General features: G+C 29.2%; 26 protein-coding genes. 5 read left to right on the plus strand and 21 right to left on the minus strand.

All coding sequences use genetic code 11. The features are described from left to right. Positions 1-82 precede the first annotated feature (82 nt). From L8X97_RS01335 to L8X97_RS01395, 13 genes are read right to left on the minus strand one after another with little or no spacing between them, the layout of a single operon-like run. A complete protein-coding gene (locus tag L8X97_RS01335; RefSeq protein ID WP_263662449.1) occupies positions 83-1,876 on the minus strand; it encodes a menaquinone biosynthesis decarboxylase in 1,794 nt (597 codons plus the stop codon). Beyond that, the gene (hemC, locus tag L8X97_RS01340; protein WP_263662450.1) at positions 1,877-2,803 is read right to left on the minus strand and encodes a hydroxymethylbilane synthase; all 927 of its coding nucleotides are present in this window, start codon (positions 2,801-2,803) and stop codon (positions 1,877-1,879) included. Next, complete coding sequence (locus L8X97_RS01345; protein WP_133318888.1) at positions 2,794-3,189, minus strand: FxsA family protein; 396 nt, start codon at positions 3,187-3,189, stop codon at positions 2,794-2,796. Before L8X97_RS01345 ends, hemC begins: the two co-directional genes overlap by 10 nt. After that, a complete protein-coding gene (locus L8X97_RS01350; RefSeq protein WP_263662480.1) occupies positions 3,186-4,886 on the minus strand; it encodes a proline--tRNA ligase in 1,701 nt (566 codons plus the stop codon). The genes L8X97_RS01345 and L8X97_RS01350 overlap by 4 nt, the downstream gene beginning before the upstream one ends. After that, positions 4,873-6,180 (minus strand): glutamyl-tRNA reductase, encoded by a 1,308-nt coding sequence (gene hemA, locus L8X97_RS01355; RefSeq protein WP_263662451.1) that lies wholly within the window; start codon positions 6,178-6,180, stop codon positions 4,873-4,875. The genes L8X97_RS01350 and hemA overlap by 14 nt, the downstream gene beginning before the upstream one ends. After that, entirely contained in the window at positions 6,180-7,073 is an 894-nt protein-coding gene (locus tag L8X97_RS01360; RefSeq protein ID WP_263662452.1) for a polyprenyl synthetase family protein, read from the minus strand. The genes hemA and L8X97_RS01360 overlap by 1 nt, the downstream gene beginning before the upstream one ends. 47 nt (positions 7,074-7,120) lie before the next feature. Continuing rightward, a complete protein-coding gene (locus L8X97_RS01365; protein WP_263662481.1) occupies positions 7,121-7,528 on the minus strand; it encodes an exporting protein in 408 nt (135 codons plus the stop codon). Positions 7,529-7,557: 29 nt separating this feature from the next. Further along, positions 7,558-7,821, minus strand: a complete 264-nt coding sequence (locus L8X97_RS01370) for a DUF2018 family protein (RefSeq protein ID WP_263662453.1) — start codon at positions 7,819-7,821, stop codon at positions 7,558-7,560. Positions 7,822-7,823: 2 nt separating this feature from the next. After that, positions 7,824-8,450, minus strand: coding sequence for an HAD family hydrolase (locus tag L8X97_RS01375; RefSeq protein WP_263662454.1), 627 nt, complete (start codon positions 8,448-8,450; stop codon positions 7,824-7,826). After that, positions 8,447-8,779 carry a hypothetical protein gene (locus L8X97_RS01380; protein ID WP_258107332.1) on the minus strand — a complete coding sequence of 111 codons (333 nt, stop codon included), beginning with the start codon at positions 8,777-8,779 and terminating at the stop codon, positions 8,447-8,449. Before L8X97_RS01380 ends, L8X97_RS01375 begins: the two co-directional genes overlap by 4 nt. Beyond that, on the minus strand, positions 8,776-10,401 hold the full coding sequence (locus tag L8X97_RS01385; RefSeq protein WP_133318882.1) for a cation:proton antiporter: 1,626 nt from the start codon (positions 10,399-10,401) through the stop codon (positions 8,776-8,778). The genes L8X97_RS01380 and L8X97_RS01385 overlap by 4 nt, the downstream gene beginning before the upstream one ends. A gap of 25 nt (positions 10,402-10,426) precedes the next feature. Then, entirely contained in the window at positions 10,427-10,801 is a 375-nt protein-coding gene (locus L8X97_RS01390) for a heat shock protein transcriptional repressor HspR (RefSeq protein ID WP_039668403.1), read from the minus strand. A gap of 12 nt (positions 10,802-10,813) precedes the next feature. Next, complete coding sequence (locus tag L8X97_RS01395; protein ID WP_263659850.1) at positions 10,814-11,686, minus strand: J domain-containing protein; 873 nt, start codon at positions 11,684-11,686, stop codon at positions 10,814-10,816. 152 nt (positions 11,687-11,838) lie between these two features. On the opposite strand from L8X97_RS01395, the gene L8X97_RS01400 reads away from it, so the two are divergent. The 5 genes from L8X97_RS01400 to tpx are packed head-to-tail and all read left to right on the plus strand — an operon-like array spanning position 11,839 to position 17,793. Further along, positions 11,839-13,254, plus strand: a complete 1,416-nt coding sequence (locus tag L8X97_RS01400) for a DegQ family serine endoprotease (protein WP_133318880.1) — start codon at positions 11,839-11,841, stop codon at positions 13,252-13,254. Positions 13,255-13,266: 12 nt separating this feature from the next. Continuing rightward, positions 13,267-13,941, plus strand: coding sequence for a response regulator transcription factor (locus L8X97_RS01405; protein WP_039626094.1), 675 nt, complete (start codon positions 13,267-13,269; stop codon positions 13,939-13,941). Then, positions 13,938-15,179, plus strand: coding sequence for an ArsS family sensor histidine kinase (locus L8X97_RS01410; protein ID WP_133318879.1), 1,242 nt, complete (start codon positions 13,938-13,940; stop codon positions 15,177-15,179). Before L8X97_RS01405 ends, L8X97_RS01410 begins: the two co-directional genes overlap by 4 nt. A 7-nt stretch (positions 15,180-15,186) precedes the next feature. Continuing rightward, on the plus strand, positions 15,187-17,208 hold the full coding sequence (locus tag L8X97_RS01415) for an ATP-dependent helicase (RefSeq protein ID WP_263662455.1): 2,022 nt from the start codon (positions 15,187-15,189) through the stop codon (positions 17,206-17,208). A 60-nt stretch (positions 17,209-17,268) separates the two neighbouring features. Further along, positions 17,269-17,793, plus strand: coding sequence for a thiol peroxidase (gene tpx, locus L8X97_RS01420; protein ID WP_258107330.1), 525 nt, complete (start codon positions 17,269-17,271; stop codon positions 17,791-17,793). Positions 17,794-17,851: 58 nt separating this feature from the next. On the opposite strand, the gene msrA is transcribed toward tpx, so the two are convergent. The 8 genes from msrA to L8X97_RS01460 form a co-directional block, all read right to left on the minus strand. After that, complete coding sequence (gene msrA, locus L8X97_RS01425; RefSeq protein WP_263662456.1) at positions 17,852-18,352, minus strand: peptide-methionine (S)-S-oxide reductase MsrA; 501 nt, start codon at positions 18,350-18,352, stop codon at positions 17,852-17,854. Continuing rightward, a complete protein-coding gene (locus L8X97_RS01430; RefSeq protein WP_263659855.1) occupies positions 18,342-18,707 on the minus strand; it encodes a hydrogenase maturation nickel metallochaperone HypA in 366 nt (121 codons plus the stop codon). The genes msrA and L8X97_RS01430 overlap by 11 nt, the downstream gene beginning before the upstream one ends. Further along, a complete protein-coding gene (gene hypE, locus L8X97_RS01435; RefSeq protein WP_263659856.1) occupies positions 18,707-19,678 on the minus strand; it encodes a hydrogenase expression/formation protein HypE in 972 nt (323 codons plus the stop codon). Before hypE ends, L8X97_RS01430 begins: the two co-directional genes overlap by 1 nt. Position 19,679: 1 nt before the next feature. Then, positions 19,680-20,771, minus strand: coding sequence for a hydrogenase formation protein HypD (hypD, locus tag L8X97_RS01440; RefSeq protein WP_263659857.1), 1,092 nt, complete (start codon positions 20,769-20,771; stop codon positions 19,680-19,682). After that, entirely contained in the window at positions 20,758-21,039 is a 282-nt protein-coding gene (locus L8X97_RS01445; protein ID WP_012661500.1) for a HypC/HybG/HupF family hydrogenase formation chaperone, read from the minus strand. The genes hypD and L8X97_RS01445 overlap by 14 nt, the downstream gene beginning before the upstream one ends. Further along, positions 21,039-21,773, minus strand: a complete 735-nt coding sequence (hypB, locus tag L8X97_RS01450; protein ID WP_263662457.1) for a hydrogenase nickel incorporation protein HypB — start codon at positions 21,771-21,773, stop codon at positions 21,039-21,041. The genes L8X97_RS01445 and hypB overlap by 1 nt, the downstream gene beginning before the upstream one ends. Positions 21,774-21,836: 63 nt before the next feature. After that, positions 21,837-24,035, minus strand: coding sequence for a carbamoyltransferase HypF (hypF, locus tag L8X97_RS01455; RefSeq protein ID WP_263662458.1), 2,199 nt, complete (start codon positions 24,033-24,035; stop codon positions 21,837-21,839). After that, a complete protein-coding gene (locus L8X97_RS01460; RefSeq protein WP_263662459.1) occupies positions 24,016-25,530 on the minus strand; it encodes a hypothetical protein in 1,515 nt (504 codons plus the stop codon). The genes hypF and L8X97_RS01460 overlap by 20 nt, the downstream gene beginning before the upstream one ends. Between the last annotated feature and the right edge of the window lie 13 nt (positions 25,531-25,543).

Below are 25,543 nucleotides of genomic sequence, written 5' to 3' on the forward strand. Positions count from 1 at the left end.
ATCGACACAATTTTAAAAAACTTAATATTTAAATTAAAAATATATATTTAATAAGCAAAAAGTGTTCTCAAAAAGTTTAAAATTAAAAAATTTCAAACTTTTTGAAGAATTTTTCATCATTTACAAGTAATTTTTTTGCAATAAGTCTGTCTATAACTTCTTTGGAGCAATTTGTCATTAAAGGCCACTCTTTATGATAATCTTCTAATGATCCTTTATTTGTCGCATCAATTGCAACACAATCTTTTTTGATAAATATATCTCTTTTTGCATCGATATTATTTACCACACGCCAAATTAACATATAAGGATTTTCCAAAATAGTATCTGAATCTAAAAAAACTAAAATTCTAAAATGTTTTTTATAAATTTGTAGTTTTTCAAAAATTTGAGCAATTTTTTCTTTTTTATCAATTAAGATCACACAAATTGGAGTAAAGGTTTGGGTGTAAAATTGTTTTAATTTTAAAATATTTTGATCTTTTTCTTTAAAAAGTGAAAACAAAGCTTCATCACTTAGAATTTCAAGTTCAACTTTTTTCTCATCACCACACGCATCAAGTCCTGCTTTACCACCGTAACAATAAGTGCTTGAAGCATGATCGAGTTGATCGCAAATTCCTTCACTTATGAGTAATTTTTCTTCATCAAAGCGATTAAGTATATAAGGTATGAGCTTGTCATAATCTTGCAAGCAAGGTGCATTTTCATCGACAAAAATAGCATGTTTTACAAAACTCATTTGCCCTACTCCCCAAAAAGTATGCATTACTTGTTTTGCATGAGCTGGATATTTTGCTTCTATTTTGGCTAAGATTAAATTATGAAAAACTCCATTTTCAGGCATGTTATAATCTATCAAATCAGGTGCGTTAGTTTGAAGTAAAGGTAGAAAAACTCTTTCTGTGCCAAGCCCCATGTATTTATCTTCTAAAGGCGGTTTTCCTACAACCGTAGCTTGATAAATCGCATTTTTTTTAGCAAAGATTTTTTCTACTTTTAAGACAGGACAAAGTTCAATAGGAGTATAAAAGCCTGTATGATCTCCAAAAGGTCCCTCGGGTGCAAATTCATTTGGATTTACAAAACCTTCAATCACAAAATCACTATCATAAGGCACATAGAGATGATTGCTTTTGCATTTTGCCAAAATAGCAGGTTTTTTCTTGATAAAACCATAAAGTAAAAGTTCAAAAATACCTTTTGGTAAAGGCGCTTGAGCACACCAAATATATAAAGGATCTCCACCTATGGCTATACTTACTGGCATTTTTTGATTTGCTTTTTTATACTCATGAAAAAAATGGCTCGCGTCTTTGTGAATTTGCCAATGCATAAGCAAGGTTTTTTCATCAACTACTTGCAAGCGATACATTCCAAGATTATTTTGTTTTCCATTTATGCTTTGAGTATAAACTTGCCCCATAGTGATAAAAGGTGCAGCGTCTTTTTCCCAAGTTTTTAAAATAGGTATTTCATATAAAGAATTTAAGCTTTTGTAGTTAAATTCTCCATCTTTTTTGATACGTTTTGGTGGGATATTTTTTAAATCAAGCAAGGTTTTGAAAAAATTTAATTTCGCACCAAAGCTTTGCGGTATGTGCATTTTAAGTAAAGAGCTAATTTCTTTAGCTACATCTTCATAATCTTTTCCAAATGCTAAATTTAAAGCTTTTTTACTGCAAAAAGTATTTAATAATACAGGATAATCGTATTTTTTACTATTTTTTACTGCATTAGTAAAAAGCAAGGCTTTAGAGTCTTCTTTTTTAACTTCTATATAAGCTAAATGTGCCATTTCAAGTTCTACATCTACTGGCTCATGGATGGTTTTTAATAAATTATTTTTTTCTAAAAGCTCTACGAATTTTTGCATTTATATCATACTCTCTGCTTCTTTTAAAATTTCTTTTGCACCTTTTGCTATCATTTCTTTGGCTAAAAGCTCGCCTGCATTTGAGTAATTTTGCTTATCAATTACTCTTTTTTCTTTTAAAATTTTACTTGCATCGGGTAAGCCCACTATAGCGCGAATTTCTATTTTTTCATCAATGATTTTTGCATTAATTCCTATAGGTACTTGACAACCACCTTCTAAGGTTTTTATAAAATCTCTTTCTATATGAGTTTCTATAAAGGCATTTTTATCGTTTAAGCATTCAAGGTATTTTAAAATTTGTTTATCATCAATGCTTTCTATACCTAAAGCTCCTTGAGAAGCTGCAGGTATCATCTCATCAAGTTCAAAAGCCCTAATGTATTTTATTTCTTTATCTAAACCCAAGCGTTTAATGCCAGCTAGAGCTAAAATAATAGCATCAAATTCCTTAGCTTTAAGTTTTTCTAAGCGTGAGTTGATATTACCTCTTAAAGAAATGATATTTAAATCAGGTCTTAACGCTAAAAGCTGCATTCTTCTTCTAAGACTTGTAGTGCCTACTTTTGCACCTTTTGGAAGAGCATTTAAGTTTTCATAATATTCACTTAAAAAAGCATCATTTACCACTTCTCTTTTTGAAATAGCAGCTAAAACTAAGCCATCAGGAAAGAAGCTTGGCACATCTTTTAAGCTATGCACAGCTAAGTGTGAATCACCTCTTAACATACTTTCTTCAAGTTCTTTTGTAAAAAGTCCTTTTCCACCTATTTTAGCTAAAGGAGAATCAAGTAAAACATCACCTTTAGTTTTAAAACCCTCTAAAGAAATTTCTAAATCAGAATGTGTTTGTAATAATTTATTTTTTATATACTCACTTTGCCATAATGCAAGTTGGCTTTTTCTTGTTGCGATGATTAATTGCATTTTTTATGCTCCTGTATGATTTCTACATCTATGATTTCTTCTTCGTTGTTTGTTTGATGATATTTTCTTTTTTGTTTTGTAAATAATTTTAATATCATCATAAAAAATAAGAGTAAAATTCCCAAAAATGTGCTTAAAATTCCTGGTATTAAAAGTAAAATTCCAACTATAGTTAAGGAAAATAATTTAATCATACCAAATAAATTAGTATTGGCATTTTGCATAGTTATGAGATTTGTCCAAGTCTTTGCTAAAAACATTGCTCCTAAAAACATACTTGCAAAAACTATCATAAAAAAATTTAAAAAACCAAAAAAGACTATAAATAAAATACTAGCAATCAATTCTAAAATCAAAAAAGCACTTAAATTTGTTTTTGCTATCATAAAATTTTCTCTAAGTGTGAAATTACTTCTTGGGTTTTTAAAACTTGTTTTTCTAGAGTATTTCTATGGATTAACTCTACTTCATCGCTTTCTAAACCCTTACCTATAACTAAAGCATAAGGAAAGCCCATTAATTCAAAATCATTAATCTTTACACCAAAACGCTCATTTCTATCATCAAACAAAATTTCTTTATCTTTAAAATGAGTATAAATTTGCTCAGCAAATTCCATAGCTTTTGTATCTTTTATATTAGAAACGATAATATCTAAAACAAAAGGAGCTAGAGTTTTATTCCAAATACAACCTTTTTCATCATGGCTTGCTTCTATGGCAACAGCTACTAAACGGCTCACCCCCATACCATAACAACCCATAGTGAAAAATTGAGCTTTACCATTTTCATCTAAATAGCTTGCATTCATTGCTTTTGAGTATTTATTTCCAAGTTTAAAAATATGTCCTACTTCAATACCTTTGCTTTGCTTAAGCTTGTGCTGACATTTTGGACAAAGATCATGCTCTTTAACTGCGGTAAGATCTTTAAAGCGTTCTTTATTTAAATTTACAACATTGATTCCAACCAAATGATAATCTTTTTTATTTGCTCCAATAATCATATTTGTTTCATTTTCAAGCTCATGATCAATATAAAAATCAACTCCATTTAATCCTACAAAGCCAATAAATCCTGGTACTAAACCTGTTTTTTCTAATTCTTCTTCACTTACATCGGCTAATTCTAATGCATTTGCTGCATTTAGTGCTTTAACTTCTTGCAGTTCATCATCGCCGCGTATAAAAAATACTACAATTTTTTCTTCATTTTCATAAATAGCTTTTTTAGCAATAGCTTTAACAGTATAGTAAGGATTAATTTTAAAAAATTCTGCTAATTCTTCTATAGTTTTTACATTTGGAGTGTGAAATTGTGTAGCAAAGTCAGCTTCTGGTCTTTCATCTTCGCAACTTTTTTTAGCTCTTTTTGCTGCTTCGATATTTGCAGCATAATCACAATGCTCACATAATAATATATCATCTTCGCCATTTTTAGCTAAAACCATAAATTCTTTTGATCCACTTCCGCCAATAGCCCCGCTATCAGCTTCAACAGCTCTAAAATCAAGCCCTAATCTTGTAAGAATTTTACTATAAGTTTCATGCATAAGATTAAATTCTTTGTCTAAATCAGCTTCATTACTATGAAAACTATAACCATCTTTCATTAAAAATTCTCTACATCTTAAAAGCCCAAATCTAGGTCTAGCTTCATCTCTAAATTTAAGTCCTATTTGATATAAATGCAAAGGAAGTTGCTTGTAAGAATTTACTTTATTTCTAACCAAAGCTACTATGGCTTCTTCATGAGTTGGTCCTAAGACAAAATCATTTTCTTTTCTATCTTTAAAGCGTAAAAGCTCTTTACCAAAAACATTAAATCTCCCACTTTCTTTCCAAAGTTCAGCTGGGGTATTAAAACTTAAATTTACTTCTAAAGCTCCCGCTTTATCCATTTCTTCTTTGATGATATTTTTAATCTTATCTAAAACTCTTTTTCCTAAAGGTAAAAAATTATATAAGCCACTTCCAATTTGTTCTACAAAAGCACCCTTAACTAAAAATATATGACTTGGCAGGGTAGCATCTTTTGGATTTTCTTTTGTGCTTATGGCATAAAATTTACTAAATTTCATGATTATTCTCCAAATTAAATTCACATTTATAGAAGTTTAAACCTTCCATGCTTTCATTTTTTAAATCAAACACATAACGCATGGCATTTACAACAGAGTCATTTTGCATAGTTCCACTTAGTTTTTTTAAATTTACACTAGGATGATGTAAAAATGCATTCATCACCTGTCTTATAAGCTTTCTTGCTTCTTCATAATTTGAGTGTTTTAAATATCCTTTATCTATGGCCTTTTGTAATTGTTCTTTAGCGATTTCATCAGCTTGCAAGCGTAATTGCTTAATCAAAGGTAAGGTTGCTAGTTTGCTTAGATGTTGGAAAAACTCATTTGTCATAGTGCCTACTATAGAATAAGCAATCTGGGCTTGATGTTCTCTTAGTGTTAAATTTTTTCTTACAACTTCTTCTAAATCATCAACAGCATAAACTATATTTTTTTCATTTGCTTTTACATCAATATCCCTAGGCACTGCTATATCAAAAAAATATCTTTTATAATCTTTTTCTTCTAATATGTCATTAGTTATGATAGCATGTGGAGCATTTGTGGCGCTAAAAAATATCTCATATTTATTTAATGCTTCTTTTAAATTTGCGATACTTTCACAACTTGCATTTTCACCCAAATCCTCACAAAGCTTTTGGGCATTTTGTATATCTCTATTTAATATCAATACTTTGGCCTTAGCATTTAATAAATGCTTACAGGCTAACTCGCTCATTTCCCCTGCACCTACTACAACTGCAGTTTTATTTTCTAATTTTATAAGCTCTTTAGCTTTTGCTACCGCTACTGAAGCAACTGAAATAGGATTTTTGGAAATTTCAGTTTGATTTCTAATATTTGCTGCACATTTAAAAGCATAATGGACTGCTCTAGTTAAATGCACACCACATCTTTGTTCTTGTAGAGCAAATTTATAAGCATCTTTTAATTGTCCAGCAATTTGTGTTTCTCCAATAACTAAACTATCAAGTGAGCTTGCCACAGAAAATAAATGATGGATAGCCCCACTATCTTCATAAAAATCAGCTTTTGTGCTTAAATTTTCTTTATCAACCCCACAAAGCAAACTAAGTGTTTTTAAAATATGTTCATTGATACTTTCAATTTCTCCGATAAAAAGAAAAATTTCAACTCTATTGCAAGTGCTAAGCACTAAACTTTCTAGAATTTTATTATTAGTATGGATTAATCTTAATAGTTCTCTTTTTTTATCTTCATTGGAAAAGGAAAGTTTTTCTCTAGTAGCAATATCTGTATTTTTGTGCGTAAAACTGATACAATAATAATGCATTAAAATTCCCTTTCTATCATACTTTTAATAATATCTTCTAAATCTTTTATATTGTATTTTTCTATGGCTTTTAAGGCATTATTTGCATAGGTGTTTAATTCTTGACCAATTTGATTAAAAATTTCATGCTCTTGCATTTTATTTTTAATCCAAGTAAGTTCATCTATATTTAAATCTTTCTTGTAATAAGACTTAAGTATTTCTTGATCTTGTGGATTTAATTTTTCATATAAATACATATAAGCAAGAGTGGTTTTACCTTCTTTAAAATCATTCATGGCGGGTTTGCCTAAGGTTTGTTCATCGCCTTTGATATCTAAAATATCATCTACGATTTGAAAAGCCAAGCCCAAGTTTTTACCATATTCTGCAAAATCATCTTCATTTAAATTAGCAAGTATAGCCCCACATCTTGCACTAGCTTCGATTAAAACGGCTGTTTTGTTATATGTCATTTGCAAATAAGCGTTTTTATCGGTATTGAAAGTTTCGCTTAAATTTACATCCATTAATTCGCCAACGGAAAGCTTTACAACAGCATTGGAGATGATTTTTGCTAATTTTAAATCTATTAAAGAAAGTTCATAGAAGGCTTTTGAGTATAAAATATCTCCAAGCATGATAGCATTTTTGGCTCCAAATTGTTCATTGATAGATTTTACACCTCTTCTTAATCTTGCTTCATCAATCACATCATCATGTAATAAGCTTGCAGCATGGATTAATTCTATAATGGCACAAATTTTATAACTAATATCGTTTTCGCTAGCTATTTTTAAAAGTAATTTTGAGCGTAATTTTTTACCGCCTTGAAGTTTTGAACTCATTGTTAAAATAGGCTTGTAATTTAATTCAGATAAAAATTCATGCATATATTGATCTATCTTTTGCACCATGCTTTCCTTAATTTTCTTATAATTATATTTTATTAAATTTTACTTTAGTTTTGATTAAGAGTGACTTTTCTAGGATCTAAAAATTCCACTTCTAATCTTTTATCTCTATCTTCTATGTAGATAGTGAAAATAGCCTCACTTTTTTTAAAATCACTAAATTCAAGTATTAATCTTGCTCTATCTATGTGTGGATTTTTATAATCAGGCACTAAAGTTTGATCTACCCAATTTAAATTTCTTCTTAAAGACATCACAAATTGCCTAGGGTATTTTTTATACCTTGAATGAACGATGATATTAGTTTGATCAAATAAAGTCCATGAAAAATCAAAATAATAAATCTCATCAGGATAATCAATTTCTTTTATTTTTACACTTGCTTTTTCATCTTTACTTAAGGTAAATTTATAAGTATAATCAAAAAATACTTCAGCTTTTAAAAAATTAAACATCAAAAATAAAGATAAAAATAAACGCAAAATCAACCCTCATGCCCTAAAATTTCAGCACTTAAGCCTATATAAAAATCATTTTTTCTCTCATCTATTAAGAGTGAATTTTCCATTTGAAATTGTACTACATCATTTTCATTTAAATTATTTTTCTCTAAAAGCTCTATCATAGCGATATGATCGGCTAATAATTTTTCTAAAACATTTTCTAATGCACCTAAATTTGCATATTTTATTGTTTCGATAAATTTTTCTTTAGGGCTTTTTGCAAACATTTCATCAAAAATATCCATTTTTAACCTTTTATGTAAGTTTGAATTTTTTCTATTAAAGTAGTTTTATCGTTAGCTTCATCTAAGTCTTTAATTTCTTTTTGCCAAGAAATATGTATATAATCCATCTTAGCATTTTTAGCACAAAGTCTGTCTTTTAAGCTATCGCCTATGAAAATACTTTTTTCATATTTTGCTTCATCTGCGATTAATCTTAGCATCATAGGATCAGGCTTAGCTTCTATACCATAACTAACACCTAGTATTTTATCAAAATATGAAAGAATGTTTTGTTTTTTTAAAATAGGCACCAAGCTTTCTTGAGGTGCATTTGTGGCTATAGCTAAATAGCAATCATTTTTTTTACAAAATTCCAAAACCTCAAGCACACCATCAAAAAGCACCACGCTTTGATCATAATGCTTAATAAAATACTTCTCATAACCTTCTTTAAAGCTAGTATGTGAGTAAGTATCAACCCCGTAAAAAATCTTAGCATAATTTTGTCCAGGAGTATTGATAGTATCTAAAATAAACTCTCTTTTTAAAGGTTCTAAATTTAAATCCGCTCTTATTTCATTTACCGCACATATTATAGCATTAGCACTATCTATAAGCGTGCCATCCATATCAAAAATTACATTTATCAATATTCATCCTTAAATTTAATTTTATGTTTGTCTTTTTTATAACTTTGATTATTTTTTAGCTTATATAAGGCATTGGCTTTTGAAGCTAAGGTTTTTTGGTCTAAACTTTCATCTAAACACTCATTTACAAAAATCTCCAAAGCCTTAGTATAAGTAGAATCTAAAAACACTGCTTGAATTTTCTCAAAGATTTTAGCATTTTTTTGCATTCTTTCCCTAAAAAGAGTTAAATCAAAATCTTCTCTTTTTAAAGCACTCACAGCAGAATTAGTAAATTTTTCTAAAGCTCTTACATATTTTACCCTTAAAGCTTTTTCATCATTTTTCATTCTGCTGCACTTGTATTGATTCTACATTGTAATGCTTCTTGTACTAAATTTCTTGCTATTGAAGCTTCAGCATCTACAATGTGTAAATGTTTATCAGTATGTGGGAAAATGATCTTAGCACCTGTACCACTTGTTTTTAAAACCGTTTGTATGGGTTTGTTAAAGCTAGAAAGCACTTGATAGAGCATATCAAGCTTAGCTTCATTACTTATAGTTATAATAGCAACTGAGCATTCTTCTATATTTGCTACTTTTAATGTTTCTACTTGGGCTACATTTGCAAAAAAGATATTTTCATTTCTACTGCGGCCAAGTTCAACTAAATTTAAATCACTTTCTAAAACCAAATATGGAATACCTGTTTTTTTGATCTTTTGCACCACTTCTTGACCTAATCTTGTATAACCAAAAATGATAAAATGATCTTTCATTTTTTGATCACATAAATAAAATTTAGCCATATCATTTTGCTCACCTTCGGCTGCGTTGGCTATTTTTCTAAGATTATTTAAAATAAAAGGCGTTGCAACCATAGTGACGATAGAAACTATAATAAAAATTTGTGCTGTTTTTTCATCTATAAGTGAATTTACTTGCATTAGCGAAAATACTGCTAGCGCAAATTCTCCAATTTGAGAAATACTCAAAGCAGTTTTTAATGCTACTCTTTTTCTTGTATAAAGAATTAAAAGACCATAGATTACTACAAATTTTATCAATAAAACCAAGCTTACAAAAACAAAAATCAAAAACCAATTTTCAAAAACTATATGAAAATCAATTTGCAAACCAACACTGATAAAGAAAAATCCTAAAAGCAAATCTCTAAAAGGAACCAAATCTGCTTCTATTTTATGTTTATATTTAGTTTCAGCTATCAAAGCTCCAGCTATGAATGCTCCAAGTGAGTATGAAAAACCAAAAGAATGAGCTAAAAAACTCGCTCCTATTACGGTAAAAAGTATGGTAGCGATGAAAATTTCATTTGCGTTAGTTTTAATGATGAATTTTAAAACATAAGTAAAAAGGTATTTGCCTATAAAATAAAGCAAAACAAGTAAAATTACAGCACTGACTAAAGTTGTAAGTAAAAGTTTTGAAATATCAGCATTTTGAGAACTAAATATATCAATCATTAATAGCAGTGGTATCACAGCAATATCTTGAAAAAGTAAAATTCCTAAAGCTTTTCGGCCATATTCTTCGTTGATATCGCCATTATCATTAAGTATTTTTAAAACTATAGCAGTGGAAGATAAGGCTAGAGCAAAACCTGCTATCATTGCGATATGGCTTGCTATACCTAAAATATAAGTTACAAGTAAAGTACAAACCAAACCACAAGTTAGCATTTGCAAACTTCCATTTAAAAATACTTCTTTTTTCATTGCTAAAAGATGTTTAAATGAAAATTCAAGCCCTATGGTAAACATTAAAAAAACTATGCCAAATTCAGCTACATGTATAACAAATTCATTAGTGCTAAAACCATAAAATTCACGCACAAATAAACCTGTAGCTATATAACCTATAATAGTTGGAATACCAAATTTTTTAAGTATAACATTAAGTATGACAGCAACTGCTACTGCAGTTAAAAATAAAGTTATAAAAGCATCCACTCACCAACCTTTTGTAATGTTTTTATTATTTTATTTTTTCTAAAAAAATTAAATCAAAATTACTTCTATGTTTAACTACTGCTCTTGATTTTGAAGGATTATCTCTTCTATCAAGTTCTAATCTTAACTCTTCAATAGTGTTTTCAAACTCATCAATTTTTGTTTTTAGTTTTAAAATCACATCAACACCAGCTAAATTAACCCCAAGATCTCTTGTTAAGCGTAAAATCATTTTGATTCTATCTATATCTTTTTGAGAATAAAGTCTCATTTTACCATCGGTTCTACTTGGCTCAACTAAACCTTCTTTTTCGTATTGTCTTAGAGTTTGTGGGTGTATACTTAAAACTTTTGCAACAACACTTATAAGATACACCGGTTCATCATAACTATGCTCCATTACTTACTCCTTTCAAGGTAATTTTTCTTCTAAAATTTTTACAAATTCAGGATCAAGGCTATTAATATCAGGTATTTTTACATTCAAAATTAAATACATATCCCCATAAAGATCTGTTTTTCTATTTTGCACTCCATAGCCTTTAAGTCTAATTTTTTGATTGTTTTTAGAATTTGGCGGTATGGTAATTTTAACTTCTTTTCTTGGGGTATGCACACTGATTTTATCTCCAAAAAGCGCTGTTTTTAAGCTAATTTCAACCTTTTTGTACAAATCATCATCTTCTCTTTCATATTCATCGCTTTTTTCAAGTTCAACTTTTAAAATCAAATCCCCTCTTTGCCCTTGAAAGCTTTTTCCTTTACCTCGTATGCGTAGCTTTTCGCCATCTTTTATGCCATGTGGAATTTTGATTTTAACTTGCTCGTTATTTATATTTACCAAATGCTCACCACCTAAAATTCCTTTTTCAAAAGGAATTTTAACACTTGCTTGCAAGTCTAAATCTTCTTCAAATCCTCCAAATCCCCCAAAGCCACTTCTAAAATTATTACTAGAACTAAAACCGCCACTAAATCCTCCAAAGCCTCCACCAAAAATATTTTTTAAAATATCATTGATGTCAGCTCCACCTGCATTTCTTGAAAAATCATGAAAACTTTGCCCACCAAACATAGAATCGCCATATCTATCATACTGAGCTCTTTTTTTCTCATCACTTAAAATTTCATAAGCGGCGTTAATTTCTTTGAATTTTTCCTCAGCACCATTTTCTTTGTTAATATCGGGATGATATTGTCTTGCTAATTTTCTATAAGCTTTTTTTATCTCATCTGCACTAGCGTTTTGCGAAACTCCTAGTGTTTCATATAAACTATTACTCATTTTTATTATTCCTTAATTTTTTATAAGATTATATCAAAAACTTTAGTCTTAGTCAATCAACTTTTATAAGTTTTAAAACTAAAGGTTTTATTTACAATTGTGTAAAAATAAAATTTTATACTTGCATTAAATGATTTTACAAAGGATAAAACATGAAAAAAACTATGATTCTTTCTTTGGCATTGGCAACTAGTCTTTTTAGTGCTAGTATTGATTTTAAACAAGCAGATGATAATGTAAAAAGAACTTTACCAACTGATAATCAAAATACTATACTTTCTTATCATGATTCCATACAAAAAGTTAAAAATTCAGTTGTAAATATCTCAACTTCTAAAACTGTTCAAAGTAGTTCATTTGGAATTGATGATTTTTTCAATGACCCTTATTTTAGACAATTTTTTGGTTTTGATTTCCCACAAGCTCCAAAAAATAAAAAAAATAAAGAAGTTGTAAGCTCATTAGGTTCTGGTGTAATTATTTCAAGCGATGGTTATATTATAACAAATAATCATGTTATAGAAGATGCTGAAAAAATCACTGTAAATTTACCTGATTCTAGCACTGAATATAAAGCTAAATTAATCGGTGCTGATCCTAAAACAGATTTAGCAGTGATAAAAATAGAAGCAAAAAACTTACCCGCAGTAGTTTTTGCTGATTCAGATAAATTACTAGAAGGTGATGTAGTGTTTGCTTTGGGTAATCCTTTTGGTGTTGGAAGTAGTGTTACAAGTGGGATTATTTCGGCCTTAAATAAAAACAATATAGGTCTAAATCAATATGAAAATTTCATCCAAACTGATGCTTCTATTAATCCTGGAAATTCAGGCGGAGCTTTGGTAGATAGTAGAGGAGCTTTAGTTGGGATAAATTCAGCCATACTTTCAAGAAGTGGTGGAAATAATGGCATAGGTTTTGCAATCCCTTCTAATATGGCAAAATCTATTGCACAAAAACTTATTGAGCATGGAAAAATTGAAAGAGGATATTTAGGCGTAGTCATAGGAGCTTTAACTCAAGATATTAAAAAAGCCTATACTAATCAAGAAGGTGCTTTAATTACTGAAGTACAAAAAGATTCAGCAGCTTATAATGCAGGGTTAAAAAGAGGAGATTTGATTATAAAAGTAGATAAAACTGTGATTAAAAGCCCTATGGATTTAAAAAACTACATAGGAAGTATTGATCCAAAACAAGCAGTAGAAGTAACTTATGAAAGAGATAATAAAGTCAAAACAGCTAAATTTATGTTAAAAACAGATGAAAAGTCGCTACAATATGAAAAAGGTTATATTGATGGTCTAAAATTAGTGGAACTTGACTCTAAGAATAGACAGCAATACCGCATACCTGAAAGTATTAGTGGTATTTTAATTACCGAAGTTACTCCAAAATCAAAAGCTGAAAAAATAGGTTTTGAGCAAGGTGATATTATTATAGGTGTTGATCAGTATGAAATTTCAAATTTTAAAGAATTATCTAAGGCTTTAGAATTAAATAAAGGTAAAGAGTATGTTAAAATTTGGATTAATAGAGGCGGATTTGTAAGAGCTTTACTTTTTTAAGAAAGGAAAAAAATGACAAATATTTTAATGATAGAAGATGATTTAGAATTAGCAGAGATTATAGCTGAATATTTAGAGCAATTTGATATGAAAGTAGATATTGCTCATGAGCCTTATATAGGTCTTTCAAGACTTGCTTTAAATCCTTATGATTTAATCATTTTGGATTTAAGCTTACCTGGACTTGATGGACTTGAAGTATGCGAGGAAATTCGTAAAAAATATGATACACCTATTATCATTTCAAGTGCAAGGCATGATATTAGCGATAAGGTTGCAGCACTTGATTTGGGTGCAGATGATTATTTACCAAAACCATATAATCCTCAAGAACTTCAAGCAAGAATTAAAAGTCATTTAAGAAGAATTTCAAACACAAAAACTGCTCAAGCTCAAGTTAAAAAAGATCTTGTATATGATAAATATAAACATACTATCACTATGAAAGATCAAGAAATTAGCTTTACTAATGCTGAATTTGATATTTTGAGTTATTTAATTAAAAAAGAAGGTGGAGTGGTAAGCCGCGAAGAGCTTGTGTATAATTGTAGCTCTATTAGTGAAGATTCTAGTAATAAAAGTATAGATGTAATCATTAGTAGAATCAGACAAAAAATCGGAGATGATCCTAAAACTCCAAAATACATTCATTCAATCAGAGGCATAGGGTATAAATTAACTCAATGAATAAATCATCAATTTTTTATACTATAACCTTTGTTTTTTTACTTGCAAGCGTTAGTGTAATTTTAGCTTTTTTATGGCTTATAAAATATGATCAACAAAATTACACTAATGAGCTTAATGCAAAATATTCTTTTATAGCTAATGCAAGATTATTATATTTTAATCATGTGATTAGTGAAAGAGAATTTTATGAGCAAACAAAAAATTACAAAATGATAGAATTAACAACTCCATCAGCCATAAGACAAATCATCTATAAAGCTGAAACTATAGCACGGGCTCAAACTAGTACAGGTGTAGTTGAAATCATTACTTTAGAAGATAATGTGTATTTAAAAATCATCTTTGATGGTAAGCTTTATTTATATAAAGATTTAGAATATCAAGGTTATCGTTATTTTGTGATCAAGCTTATTGCTAGTATAGTAGTAATGGTTTTATTGATTTTATATATTTTTATCATTAAAAAATTAAAACCACTTAGAGCTTTAAAAAGACAAATTGATAAATTTGGCGAAAATAAACTCAATGAAATTCAAAATGTTAGCAAGGGAAATGATGAAATTTCTCAAGTAGCAACAGCCTTTTATGAGTCTATTTTAAGAATTCAAAAACTAAACACTTCAAGGCAGTTTTTCTTAAGAAATATTATGCATGAGCTAAAAACCCCCATTACTAAAGGTTTAATTACTTTAGAAATGCTTGAAGATAGCAAATATAAAGAAAGATTAGTGGGTGCTTTTAATCGTTTAGAGATTTTGATTAATGAATTTGCAGCCATTGAGCAAATTACTTCGGGTGCTGGTTTGATTAATTTAAAAAAATACAATATCTTAGATCTTTTAGATGAAGCTAAAGATATAGCTATGAGTGATGATGAAAAGGTAAAAATTAGTATAAAAGAAAGTTTTAGTGTCAATGTAGATTTTAAACTTTTTACCACTGCAATGAAAAACATGATAGATAATGCGACAAAATACTCTGATGAAAATTGCGTTACTATAGAAATAACTAAAGATTATCTTTGCTTTAAAAACAAAGGAAAAGCCTTAGATAAAGACTTGAAATACTACACTCAAGCCTTTACGCAAGGCAAGAAAAATAAAGATAGTTTTGGACTTGGATTATACATTGTTAAGACTATTTTAGATTCTCATAAACTCACGCTTTATTATGAATATAAAGATGGTGTTAATCATTTTTATTTTAATGATATACAAAATATAATTTTAAACTAGGAAATTCATGCCTTTATCGCGTTTAAATGAAGAACAATATAAAGCCGCTAGTGCTCCTTTTGGACACAATCTAATTATAGCAAGTGCAGGCACGGGTAAAACTTCAACTATAGTTGCAAGAATAGCCTTTTTACTTCAAAATGGTATAAAGCCTGAAAAAATTATGCTTCTAACCTTTACAAACAAAGCTAGTAAAGAGATGATAGAAAGACTTAGTAGGTATTTTGATAAAAGCATTACTTCAAAAATCACAGCTGGAACCTTTCATAGTACTGCTTATTCTCTACTTAAAGAGTTAAATCACGATATTATTTTAAAACCTGCGAGTGAGCTTAAAATTCTTTTGCGTTCTATTTTTGAAAAACGTACTTTTCATCATTTAAGCGATACTAAACCTTATATGCCAAGCTATTTGTATGATGTGTATTCTTTATTTCAAAATACTAATGCAAACTTAGATGAATTTTATAATTGGTTTTGTCAAAATTATGATGAACAAGCTGTTTATGCTGAAATTTATGAAGATATTTTAAAAGAATACGAAGAAGAAAAAATGCGTTTTAACTATGTAGATTTTAATGATTTATTGATCAAATTAAAACATGTTTTAGCTTCACATCATTTTGAATTTGATGAGATTTTAGTAGATGAATACCAAGATACTAACACCTTGCAAGGCTCGTTAATTGATGCTTTTAAAAGTAAAAGTTTGTTTTGTGTGGGTGATTATGATCAAAGTATTTATGCTTTTAATGGGGCTGATATTTCTATTATAGGAAGTTTTAAAGATAGATTTGTCGATGCAAATATTTTTACTTTAAATAAAAACTATCGTTCTAGTAAAAATATACTTGCGTTAGCTAATAAGGTTATTTTAAACAATGAAAGATTATATCCTAAAGAATTAATTGTAACTAGAGAAGGAGATTTTAAAGCGCCAAGTTTGCTAACTTTTAATGAATTATTTGATCAATACTCTACCATAGCAAAAATAATTTTACAAAGCGGGGTTAATCTTGATGAAATTGCTGTGATTTTTAGAAACAATTCTAGTGCAGATGGAGTAGAAGTAGCCTTAAGAGAACTTGGCATAGCAAGCAAAAGAAAAGGTGGAGGAAGTTTTTTTGAAAGCTTGGAAGTTAAAAACTTTTGCTCTATGCTTGCAATCGTGCTTAATCCAAAAGATATCATGGCTTTTATACATTTACTTGAATACACCAAAGGAGTTGGTGGGGTTTTGGCAAAAGATATTTTTGATGCTTTATTAAAATTAGGACATTCTAGTTTAATTAAAGGCTTTTTAAATCCTGATAGTAGTGTGAATTTAAAAAAATACAAAAAACAAAGTTACCAACTAGGACTTTTTGATGATATTGAGGAGCTAGCCTCGCCTTCAAGATTTAACTTAGAAAGTGAATTTAACACCCATCCTATTTTAAGCTTACCCAAAGTCAACGAGCTTTGTGCAAAAAATCTTGAAAAAATTTATCTTTTTATTAAAAAAGCAAGCGAGTGTAAGGTTTCAACTCAACTTGTAAATTTGATCTTAGAAAATGATTATTTTAAAGAAATTTGTGATATTTTAGCAACTAAAAGAGCAACTAATAAAAACTCTAATGTTGATTTAAATAAAAAAAATGAAATTTTAGAAAAAATCAATGCAAAAATGTTTGTATTAAAAGAACTTGCTAAAAATTATAGTGATAATTATAAATACTATAACTTTCTTACTCTTGGTGCTAGTGAAATGAGTAGTGGTAGTGGGGTTAATCTTTTAAGCATACATGCTAGTAAGGGGCTTGAGTTTGAACTTGTATTTGTAATTGATCTTGCACAAGGAAGATTTCCTAACCAAAAACTCATGAGCATGGGCGGAAGTTTGGAAGAAGAAAGAAGGCTTTTTTATGTAGCTGTAACTAGAGCCAAAGATACTTTATACTTAAGCTATGCAAAATATGACAAGATTAAAAAAAGCAATTATCAACCTTCGTGTTTTCTAATCGAAGCAGGTATGTGTAAAGAAGAATAAAAATAAGACTTTATTAATCTTTTTATATTATGATTAATAAAAATCATTCAAGGAGAAAAAATGAATAGTGTATTATTCAAAGGAAATAAAGTAAATTTAAAAGGAAACAACATCCAAGTTGGTGACATGGCTCCAAATATCACTTTAAAAGCCAAAGATCTTTCAGGTGTTGAAATTGCTCCAAAAGGTAAAACTCAAATTATTATCAGCGTACCAAGCCTTGATACTCCAGTATGTGCAACTGAAGCTAGGGAATTTAATAAAAAAGCAGCAGCAAGTGGTGTAGAAGTAATCGTAGTTAGTATGGACTTACCATTTGCTATGGGTCGTTTTTGCTCAACTGAAGGTATAGATAATTTAACTGTTGCGAGTGATTTTGTTTCTAAAGAATTTGGTGAAAAATATGGTGTTTTAATGGCTGATGGTCCACTTGAGGGAATTTTAGCTAGAGCAGTGTTTGTAATTAAAGATGGCGTAGTTGCTTATAAAGAATTAGTAAATGAAGTAACAGAACTTCCTAATATGCAAGCTTTAGAAAATTTCTTTAGTCAAAGTTGTGGATGTGGTGGTTGTGGTTGCCACTAAATTTTAAAAGCCTGCAAAAGGCTTTTAAATCTAACTGCAAAAATACTTAAAAACAATATTAGCAATTAACCTTTTCTAATTTTGGAGCAATAACAAATCTACAATAAGCTTGGCTAGGATTATTTTTAAAATATTTTTGATGATAGTTTTCAGCCTTATAAAATTTTTCTAGTTTTAAAACTTGCGTAACTATAGCTTTAGCGTAATATTTTTGTGCTTTTTGTAAAAAATTGCTAATAATTTTTAACTCCTCATTAGTTTGATAAAAAATAACTGATCTATATTGTATCCCCTCATCAGCTCCTTGTTTATCTAAGCTTGTTGGATCGTGCATTTTGAGAAAAATTTCTAAGATTTTTTCTAATGAAATTTGTTTTTCATCATAAATTATCTTAGCTACTTCTATATTCCCATCACCATTTATCACGCTTTCATAACTTGGATTTGGCTTACCACCGCTATAACCTACTTCTGTATAAACTACGCCTTTGATTTCATCAAACACAGCTTGAGTACACCAAAAACAACCCGCACCTAAGATAATTTCCTTATTTGTCATTATTTTCTAAATCCTCATTTTCTTTTAAAACAAGTTGCATAAGATAAAGCTCTTCCCCATCTATGATTTTTAAATCTTTATCTTCGCATTTTGGGCACCAAAAGATATTATTTTCAAGCACTCCACTAAAATGGCATTTTTGACACTCAACTACTACTTCTTGAATATGTATAATAAATTTAGCATTCTTACATAAGGGACTATTTTCTTTAAAAGTTTCAAAGCTTCTTTGCAAAAGTGGAGGTTCAATCCCACTTAAACGCCCTATTTTAACATGCACTTCTTCAATAACTTTTCCTTGAGCATATTCTTCACAAAGTTCTAGTAATGATTCTGTAATACTTAACTCATGCATTAGCAAATTCTTGGTAAAAGCTCGCCTTTTGGAGCTTCTAAAATGCGTTTTGCTCCATAAGCATTTTCTAAAACCACTCTTGCTTTTTTATTAGCTGTGATTTCACCTATAATAGCTGCATTAGTATTAAATTGTTTTAAAATTTCTAATGCTTTTTGTTCATCTTTTTTATCTACACAAATAATAAAAGTTCCTTCATTTGCAAGCTCATAAGGCTCATACCCAAAAAGCTCACAAACCCCTAAAACTTCATCACAAACTGGGATTTTTTCTTCAAATATTAAAAGCTCTAAATTACTTAATTTAGTCCATTCATTTAAAACTGCACTAAGCCCACCACGCGTAGCATCACGCATTGCTTTTATGGAAATATTTGCATTTAAAAGTGTTAAAACTTCATCTTTTAAGCTTTTACAATCACTTTGGATATTTGCCTCTAAATTATTTCTTTCAATCAAAACCGCACAACCATGAGCTCCAATATCCCTTGAAACTAAGATACTACAACCACTTTTTAAGTTTTTGGTATTGATTTTTTGTATATTTTTACCTATACATGAAGTATTAATGTATATTTCATCGCCTTTATTTTTAGGAACAACTTTAGTATCCCCACAAACTAACTTTACTCCCGCTTTATCGCATTCTTCTTTTATAGATTTTAGTATAATTTTTAACTTTTCTAGCTCAAAACCCTCTTCTAAAATTAAAGCTAATGATAAATATAGCGGTTTTGCTCCCACCATTAATACATCATTTACGCTACCGCAAACTGCTAATTTTCCTATATTTATATCTTTTAAAAAGATAGGATTTAATACAAAAGAATCAGTACTAAAAGCCAAATCATCTAAAATTGCAGCATCATTTGCCTCTTTTAAAACATCATTTTCAAAAATAGAAAAAATTTCACTTATCAAAGCATTCATTTCTTCGCCACCGCCACCATGGGCTAAAGTAATTTGCTTCATTTTATGCCTTATCTTGATAGTATTTATAATAAGCCGCGCAAGCTCCTTCACTAGAAACCATACAGCTACCTATGGGATTTTTTGGAGTGCAAGCTTTTGCAAACACCTTACAATCGTAAGGCTTAGCTAAGCCTCTTAAAATTTGACCACAAATACAAGCCTTGCTTTCGTTTTTACTTTGTACTTTACAATCAAACACTTTGCTAGCATCTAAGTGTGCAAATTCATCTTTTAGACAAAGCCCGCCATTTACAATCACTCCAAGACCTCTAAATTCAAAATCACAAGGTTTAAAGTATTTTTCCACTAAAGCCTTAGCTTTTAAATTTCCTTCTTTGCTAACTACTCTGTGATATTCATTATAAACTTCAAAAGTATTTGCATTCATTTGCTCTACTATATTTAACACACTAAGCATTATATCAACTGGCTCAAAACCACTCACTGCTATAGGAGTTTTGTATTTTTTAGCAATAGGTTCATAAATGTTTGATCCTGTGATAACGCTTACATGGGAAGGTCCTAAAAAGGCGTCAATTTTTACATTTTCATCTTGCATGATAGCTTCTACCGCGGGTGGAACCAACACATGATTAATATGAAAAAATAAATTTTTTAAATTTAAAGCTATACCTTTTTCTATAATCACCCCACTCATAGGTGTAGTTGTCTCAAAACCTATGGTAAAAAAGATTATATTTTTTTCAGGGTTTTTTAAAGCTATATCTATCACATCCAAAGGTGTATAAAGTGCTCTAATATCAGCCCCTTTAGCTCTAAGATCAATTAAGCTTTCATAACTTCCTGGCACTTTAAGCATATCGCCTAATACGCAAAAGATAGTATTTGGTATACTTGCAAGCTTTAAAGCCACATCAATACGCTCTCTTGGCATAACACACACAGGACAGCCTGGGCCATGAACAAAATTAATTTCTTTTGGCAATAAATCAGGCAAACCAAATTTCATAATACTATGCGTATGTCCACCGCAAATTTCCATGATATTAATAGGCTTAGTAATTTTAGAAGCAATAAGTTCTTTTAGGGCTAAAATTCTTTCTTTATCTCTAAAATCATTAATTAAATCCATTTTTTAGCCCCATATCGCCTTCATTTTCATCGATTTGTCCATTTTGCATTTTCTCTGCTATATCAGCATAAATTTTTAAACTCTCTTGTGCAGCTTGAGTGTCGATTTTTTCCATAGCAAAACCCACATGTATAAGCACATAATCGCCTACTTTTAAAGGCTCGCTTATTAAATCCAAACTTACTCTTCTTTTAACCCCTAAAGTTTCTACTATGGCTGAATTTAGCTCATCAATTTCTAAAATTTTAGAAGGTATAGAAAGACACATTAGCTAAGCTCCTTTTTCATTTTTAGATAATTTATCCAAAGATCAAATCCTGTTTTTGTTTTGCTATCTAAAATCATAATATCTATTTTAGGATTTAGCCTTTTAGCGGCCATAGAAGTTGCTTTGAAATCAAAGTCAAAATGTTGAGCTAAATCGGCTTTAGTAATGACCAATAAATCAGCCTTTCTAAACATCACTGGATATTTTTCTACCTTATCACTACCTTCTGTTACTGAAAGTAAAACTACATTTAAATGCTCGCCCAAATCATAACTTGCAGGACATACCAAATTTCCCACATTTTCAACAAATACTATATCAAGTTCACTAAGTTTAAAATGATGTAAAGCTTCATGCACCATAAAAGCATCTAAATGACAAGTTTGTCCTGTAGTAATTTGATGAGCTAAGCCTCCTGCTTTAATAATGCGATTTGCATCATTATTAGTTTCTAAATCTCCTTCAACCACAGCTATTTTTAAATCATCTTTTAAAGTTTTTATAGTTTCTTCTAAAAGCGTTGTTTTACCGCTTCCTGGGGAACTCATTAAATTAATACAAAGAGTATTATACTCATTAAAATGCTCTCTATTATGAGCTGCTTGATGATCATTTTTTGATAAAATTTTACTAATAACATTAATAGTTTTTTCATCTTTTAATGCTGGATTTTCATGATGGTGATCATGATGATGTTCATGTCCATTAATAGAACAACCGCAATCTTTACACATAATCTTTCCTTTATATTTTTATTTTATTGTATATAAAAAAGTATTAAAAAAATATGAGTTTTATTAAGTTTTTAAAGATAAATAATGCACAAGTTGCCCAAGTGCGATAGAACTATCATTGCAAGGAAATTGCAAAGAAGTTTTATAAGCAAAATTTTTTCGATCTAAAATTTCAAGCAAGGTTTTGTTTTGAAATACCCCACCACATAAAAGCACTTCTTCTTTAAATTTTTTTGAATATTCTATAATTAAATTTGCAATGCCATTAAGCAAACCTGTGCTAATTTTAACTTTATCTTTATCTTCTAAAGCTTGCAAAAAAGCATTTTTAAAACAAATTTCTTTTTCTTTGATGTTAAATTTGTAACTATAATCAAGATTTTTATCATAATATTTTTCCATCAAAAGCCCAGTTTGTGCTTCATAATCAAGCTTTTGTATATCAAAAGCAAAAGCGCCAAAAGCATCGATAATCCTACCAAGAGAACTCGTATATAAAGAGCTTTGAGTGTGAATTTTTTTAAGATTATTTAATTTTACTTGAGAAAATTTAGCTAAAAACTCGCTAGCTTTGCTTTCTAAATTAAAATCAAAAATTAAAGCTAAAGCTAAATTTGCGATATTTTTAATATCTGCATTAATTAGTTTGAAATTTTTAAAATGATTTAGTCTTTCATAACTTTTTAAACTCGCTCTAAAAATCTCCCCACCCCAAATTTTTCCATCATCTCCATAGCCTGTTCCATCAAAAACAAAGGCTAAAACATTATTTTTGTAAATTTTGTGTTCAAATAAACAAGCACACAAATGTGCATAGTGATGTTGCACGCGAAAATTTTTATAATCTCTAAATTCTTTTACATAGTTAAATTGTGGGTGCTTATCGCTTAAAATCTGATCAAAATTTAGTTTATAAGAGTTTTGAAAGAAAGTTAAAATTTTAAAAAATCTCTCTTGTATGTCTAAACTTTTCATATCGCCTATATAAGGAGAAATGAAAATTTGATTTTTAAAAAAACAAGCAAATTCGTTTTTTAACTCACTTCCTAGAGCTAGAATATTTTCTTTTGTATTAAAAATACTTGCTGTATTGATATAAAGTGGGTTAAGGCCTCTTGAAGTCCTTAAAAACATAGTTTTTTCGCTAATAACTTGAGCAATGCTATCATCGCTTGAGTTGTGTATTGTTCTATCATAATCAAGATAAAAATCAAATACATCACTAAGTTGCTCTAAAAGTTTTGTTTCTTCATAAATAATGCTTTGTGAACTTAAATTAGCACTTGTTGCAATGATAGGTTTTTTAAAATGTTCAAAAAGCATTAAATGCGTTCCCATATAAGCTAACATAATACCTATTTTATTGGTATCTGGTGCTAAGCTTTTATGGATATTTTTGCTATTTAAAATAACTATGGGTTTTAAATTTGAAGTTAAAAGTTTTGCTTCAGCTTCATTAATAAAAGCTAATTCTTGAGCCATTTTAAGATCTTTTACCATGATAGCAAAAGGCTTTTTAGGGCGATTTTTGCGTATTCTAAGTTCATTTATAGCATTTTTATTTGTGCTATCACAAATTAAATGAAACCCACCCATACCTTTAAAAGCTATGATTTTACCTTCTTCTAAAAGCTTTGCAAGCAAGATAAAAGCTTTTTCATCTTTGGCTAAAATATTTTGATTTTTATCCTTTAAAAAAATAGTAATTTTACATTTTGGGCATGAAAGTGGTTGAGCATGAAAGCGACGATTAGTAGGTTCTTCATACTCGCTTTGACAAAAAGAACACATTTTAAACTCATCCATAGTCGTATTAGCTCTATCATATGGAAGTTTTTTTATAATAGAAAATCTTGGCCCACAATTTGTGCAAGTGATGAAAGGGTATTTAAAACGTGGATTTTTCTCATCATAAAATTCATTATAGCAATCCTCACAAAGAGCAAAATCACTTAAAATCGGGCTAAATTTTTCACTATCTTGTGAAGTACTTATGATAAATTCATTATAAGTTTTTTGAAGTTTTTTATAAGAAAAATTAAAATCATCTATCCTAGCTAAAGGTGGTAAATTAGCAAAAAGTTTTTCTTTAAAAATTTCTAATTCAACATTGTTACACTCAAGGATTACAACAACACCTAAGCTATTATTATAAACTTCACCTTTTAAATTAAGCTCTTTAGCTATATTAAAAACAAAAGGACGAAAGCCAACGCCTTGCACTAACCCTTTAATATGAATTTCATATCCAAAGTGGAACATCGCTTAACTTAAAAAATGGTATGTGTTTAAATACATTTTTACTAAGGCTTTTATGTTCAAACAAGCTCCCACTAAGCACGGCACAATCAACTTGCTCTTTAGCCTTTAAATCATCAAATAAATCTCTTAAAAAATACGCCAAACTCTCAACAACGCCTAAGGCTATAATTTGATTTTCTACTCCAGCAAGCTTAAAACTCATCACGCTTCTTAAGGTCTTAGTATAATCAAATTCTTTTTGCTCATTAAGCTTAAAATCTATCCTAACACCTTTTGCCATTTTACTCTCATCTGCTAAAGCTAAAAGCGCTAATGCTGCTTTTTTCTCGTCTTCATCAAGCTCTAAAATCATCCCTACCATGCCAAAAAGATTAAAAAAATTATTAGCCATGTTTAGTTCTTTTCGCACTAGGGTAAATTCTTTTTCATAATTAGCTAATAATCTCTTAGCAACATCATCTTGACTTATAGTTTCATAAAACTCATCAAAGCTTTTTGGTAAGCAAAGTTTTAAAAGATTTAGCTCTTTATCAAGTAGGATAATATCATCATATTTTTTACTAAGTTCTAAAAGCAAAGGCTTTTTGTCTTTAAAATCAGACAATATACAAGAAATTCTTGCAAAATTTTTATCTTCTTTTTGAAAAATCAAATTTTTAAACTCAGGTAAAATATAATCATAACCCCTGCAAACTACTAGCTCATTTTCGATTAAAGCTACTTCAAAATCATCTTCAAAATGTTCTAGTTTTTTAAAATTTAAAAACTTAATTCCTTCTTTTTCAAGCTCAAAACACAAGGCAAACAAGAAAAGATTATCATATATTTTTATTTTAAAATATTCATGATTTAATTGATGATTTTGTCTAAAAATAGCATTAAATTTAAGCTTCATTAGAGGCTTTTCAACCCCTGCTAAGATTTTAAATTGCTCGTTATTACAAGAAAAAAATGCATTGATATGTTTTGGGTCACAAGGTATTAAAAAATCATCCAATGCTTCATTAAAAATTTCAAAAGCATATATTCCTTTTGGACTTTTAAAATGCATTTTTTCTTTGTTTTTTAATTTTTCCAAGGCTTTTTTTAAATTATTGTAGAAATTTTCTTTAGTGATTTTTATAAATTCTTCTTCTATTTTAAATTCTTCTTCTACAAAAATACCCCATTCATTTTCTAAAAGCTCGCCATTAGTATAAGCATTTGCATTAAGTCTTGTTAAAAAACTTCTTTGAGTAAAGGTTTTTTCTTTTTTTATGGGTGTAAAATCTTCTTCTATAACTTTTAAGTCAAATTTGTTTAAAAAAACACTATGGCTAATATTTTCTAAATTAGAGCAAAAGGCTTGAATTTCATCTTTTTCGCCTTTAATCTTAATGATGATTTTTTCATCCTTTTGCTCATAATCATACATATAATCTTTAGCATAATAAGCTAACAAATACTCAAAAATATCATTTTTAGATTTATAATCAAAAGTAATTTCTAAAAGCAAGTTTAAAACCTTA

Origin of the sequence: Campylobacter sp. CNRCH_2013_0671h (assembly GCF_025773055.1) — a bacterium.
Lineage (GTDB): Bacteria > Campylobacterota > Campylobacteria > Campylobacterales > Campylobacteraceae > Campylobacter_D > Campylobacter_D lari_D.

Coding starts and splice junctions, on each gene's coding strand:
- L8X97_RS01335 (WP_263662449.1), bottom strand. CDS start 1,876: ATGCAAAAATTCGTAGAGCTTTTAGAAAAAAATAATTTATTAAAAACC.
- hemC (WP_263662450.1), bottom strand. CDS start 2,803: ATGCAATTAATCATCGCAACAAGAAAAAGCCAACTTGCATTATGGCAA.
- L8X97_RS01345 (WP_133318888.1), bottom strand. CDS start 3,189: ATGATAGCAAAAACAAATTTAAGTGCTTTTTTGATTTTAGAATTGATT.
- hemA (WP_263662451.1), bottom strand. CDS start 6,180: ATGCATTATTATTGTATCAGTTTTACGCACAAAAATACAGATATTGCT.
- L8X97_RS01365 (WP_263662481.1), bottom strand. CDS start 7,528: ATGTTTAATTTTTTAAAAGCTGAAGTATTTTTTGATTATACTTATAAA.
- L8X97_RS01370 (WP_263662453.1), bottom strand. CDS start 7,821: ATGGATATTTTTGATGAAATGTTTGCAAAAAGCCCTAAAGAAAAATTT.
- L8X97_RS01380 (WP_258107332.1), bottom strand. CDS start 8,779: ATGAAAAATGATGAAAAAGCTTTAAGGGTAAAATATGTAAGAGCTTTA.
- L8X97_RS01390 (WP_039668403.1), bottom strand. CDS start 10,801: ATGGAGCATAGTTATGATGAACCGGTGTATCTTATAAGTGTTGTTGCA.
- L8X97_RS01395 (WP_263659850.1), bottom strand. CDS start 11,686: ATGAGTAATAGTTTATATGAAACACTAGGAGTTTCGCAAAACGCTAGT.
- L8X97_RS01400 (WP_133318880.1), top strand. CDS start 11,839: ATGAAAAAAACTATGATTCTTTCTTTGGCATTGGCAACTAGTCTTTTT.
- L8X97_RS01405 (WP_039626094.1), top strand. CDS start 13,267: ATGACAAATATTTTAATGATAGAAGATGATTTAGAATTAGCAGAGATT.
- L8X97_RS01410 (WP_133318879.1), top strand. CDS start 13,938: ATGAATAAATCATCAATTTTTTATACTATAACCTTTGTTTTTTTACTT.
- L8X97_RS01415 (WP_263662455.1), top strand. CDS start 15,187: ATGCCTTTATCGCGTTTAAATGAAGAACAATATAAAGCCGCTAGTGCT.
- tpx (WP_258107330.1), top strand. CDS start 17,269: ATGAATAGTGTATTATTCAAAGGAAATAAAGTAAATTTAAAAGGAAAC.
- msrA (WP_263662456.1), bottom strand. CDS start 18,352: ATGACAAATAAGGAAATTATCTTAGGTGCGGGTTGTTTTTGGTGTACT.
- L8X97_RS01430 (WP_263659855.1), bottom strand. CDS start 18,707: ATGCATGAGTTAAGTATTACAGAATCATTACTAGAACTTTGTGAAGAA.
- hypE (WP_263659856.1), bottom strand. CDS start 19,678: ATGAAGCAAATTACTTTAGCCCATGGTGGCGGTGGCGAAGAAATGAAT.
- hypD (WP_263659857.1), bottom strand. CDS start 20,771: ATGGATTTAATTAATGATTTTAGAGATAAAGAAAGAATTTTAGCCCTA.
- L8X97_RS01445 (WP_012661500.1), bottom strand. CDS start 21,039: ATGTGTCTTTCTATACCTTCTAAAATTTTAGAAATTGATGAGCTAAAT.
- hypB (WP_263662457.1), bottom strand. CDS start 21,773: ATGTGTAAAGATTGCGGTTGTTCTATTAATGGACATGAACATCATCAT.
- hypF (WP_263662458.1), bottom strand. CDS start 24,035: ATGTTCCACTTTGGATATGAAATTCATATTAAAGGGTTAGTGCAAGGC.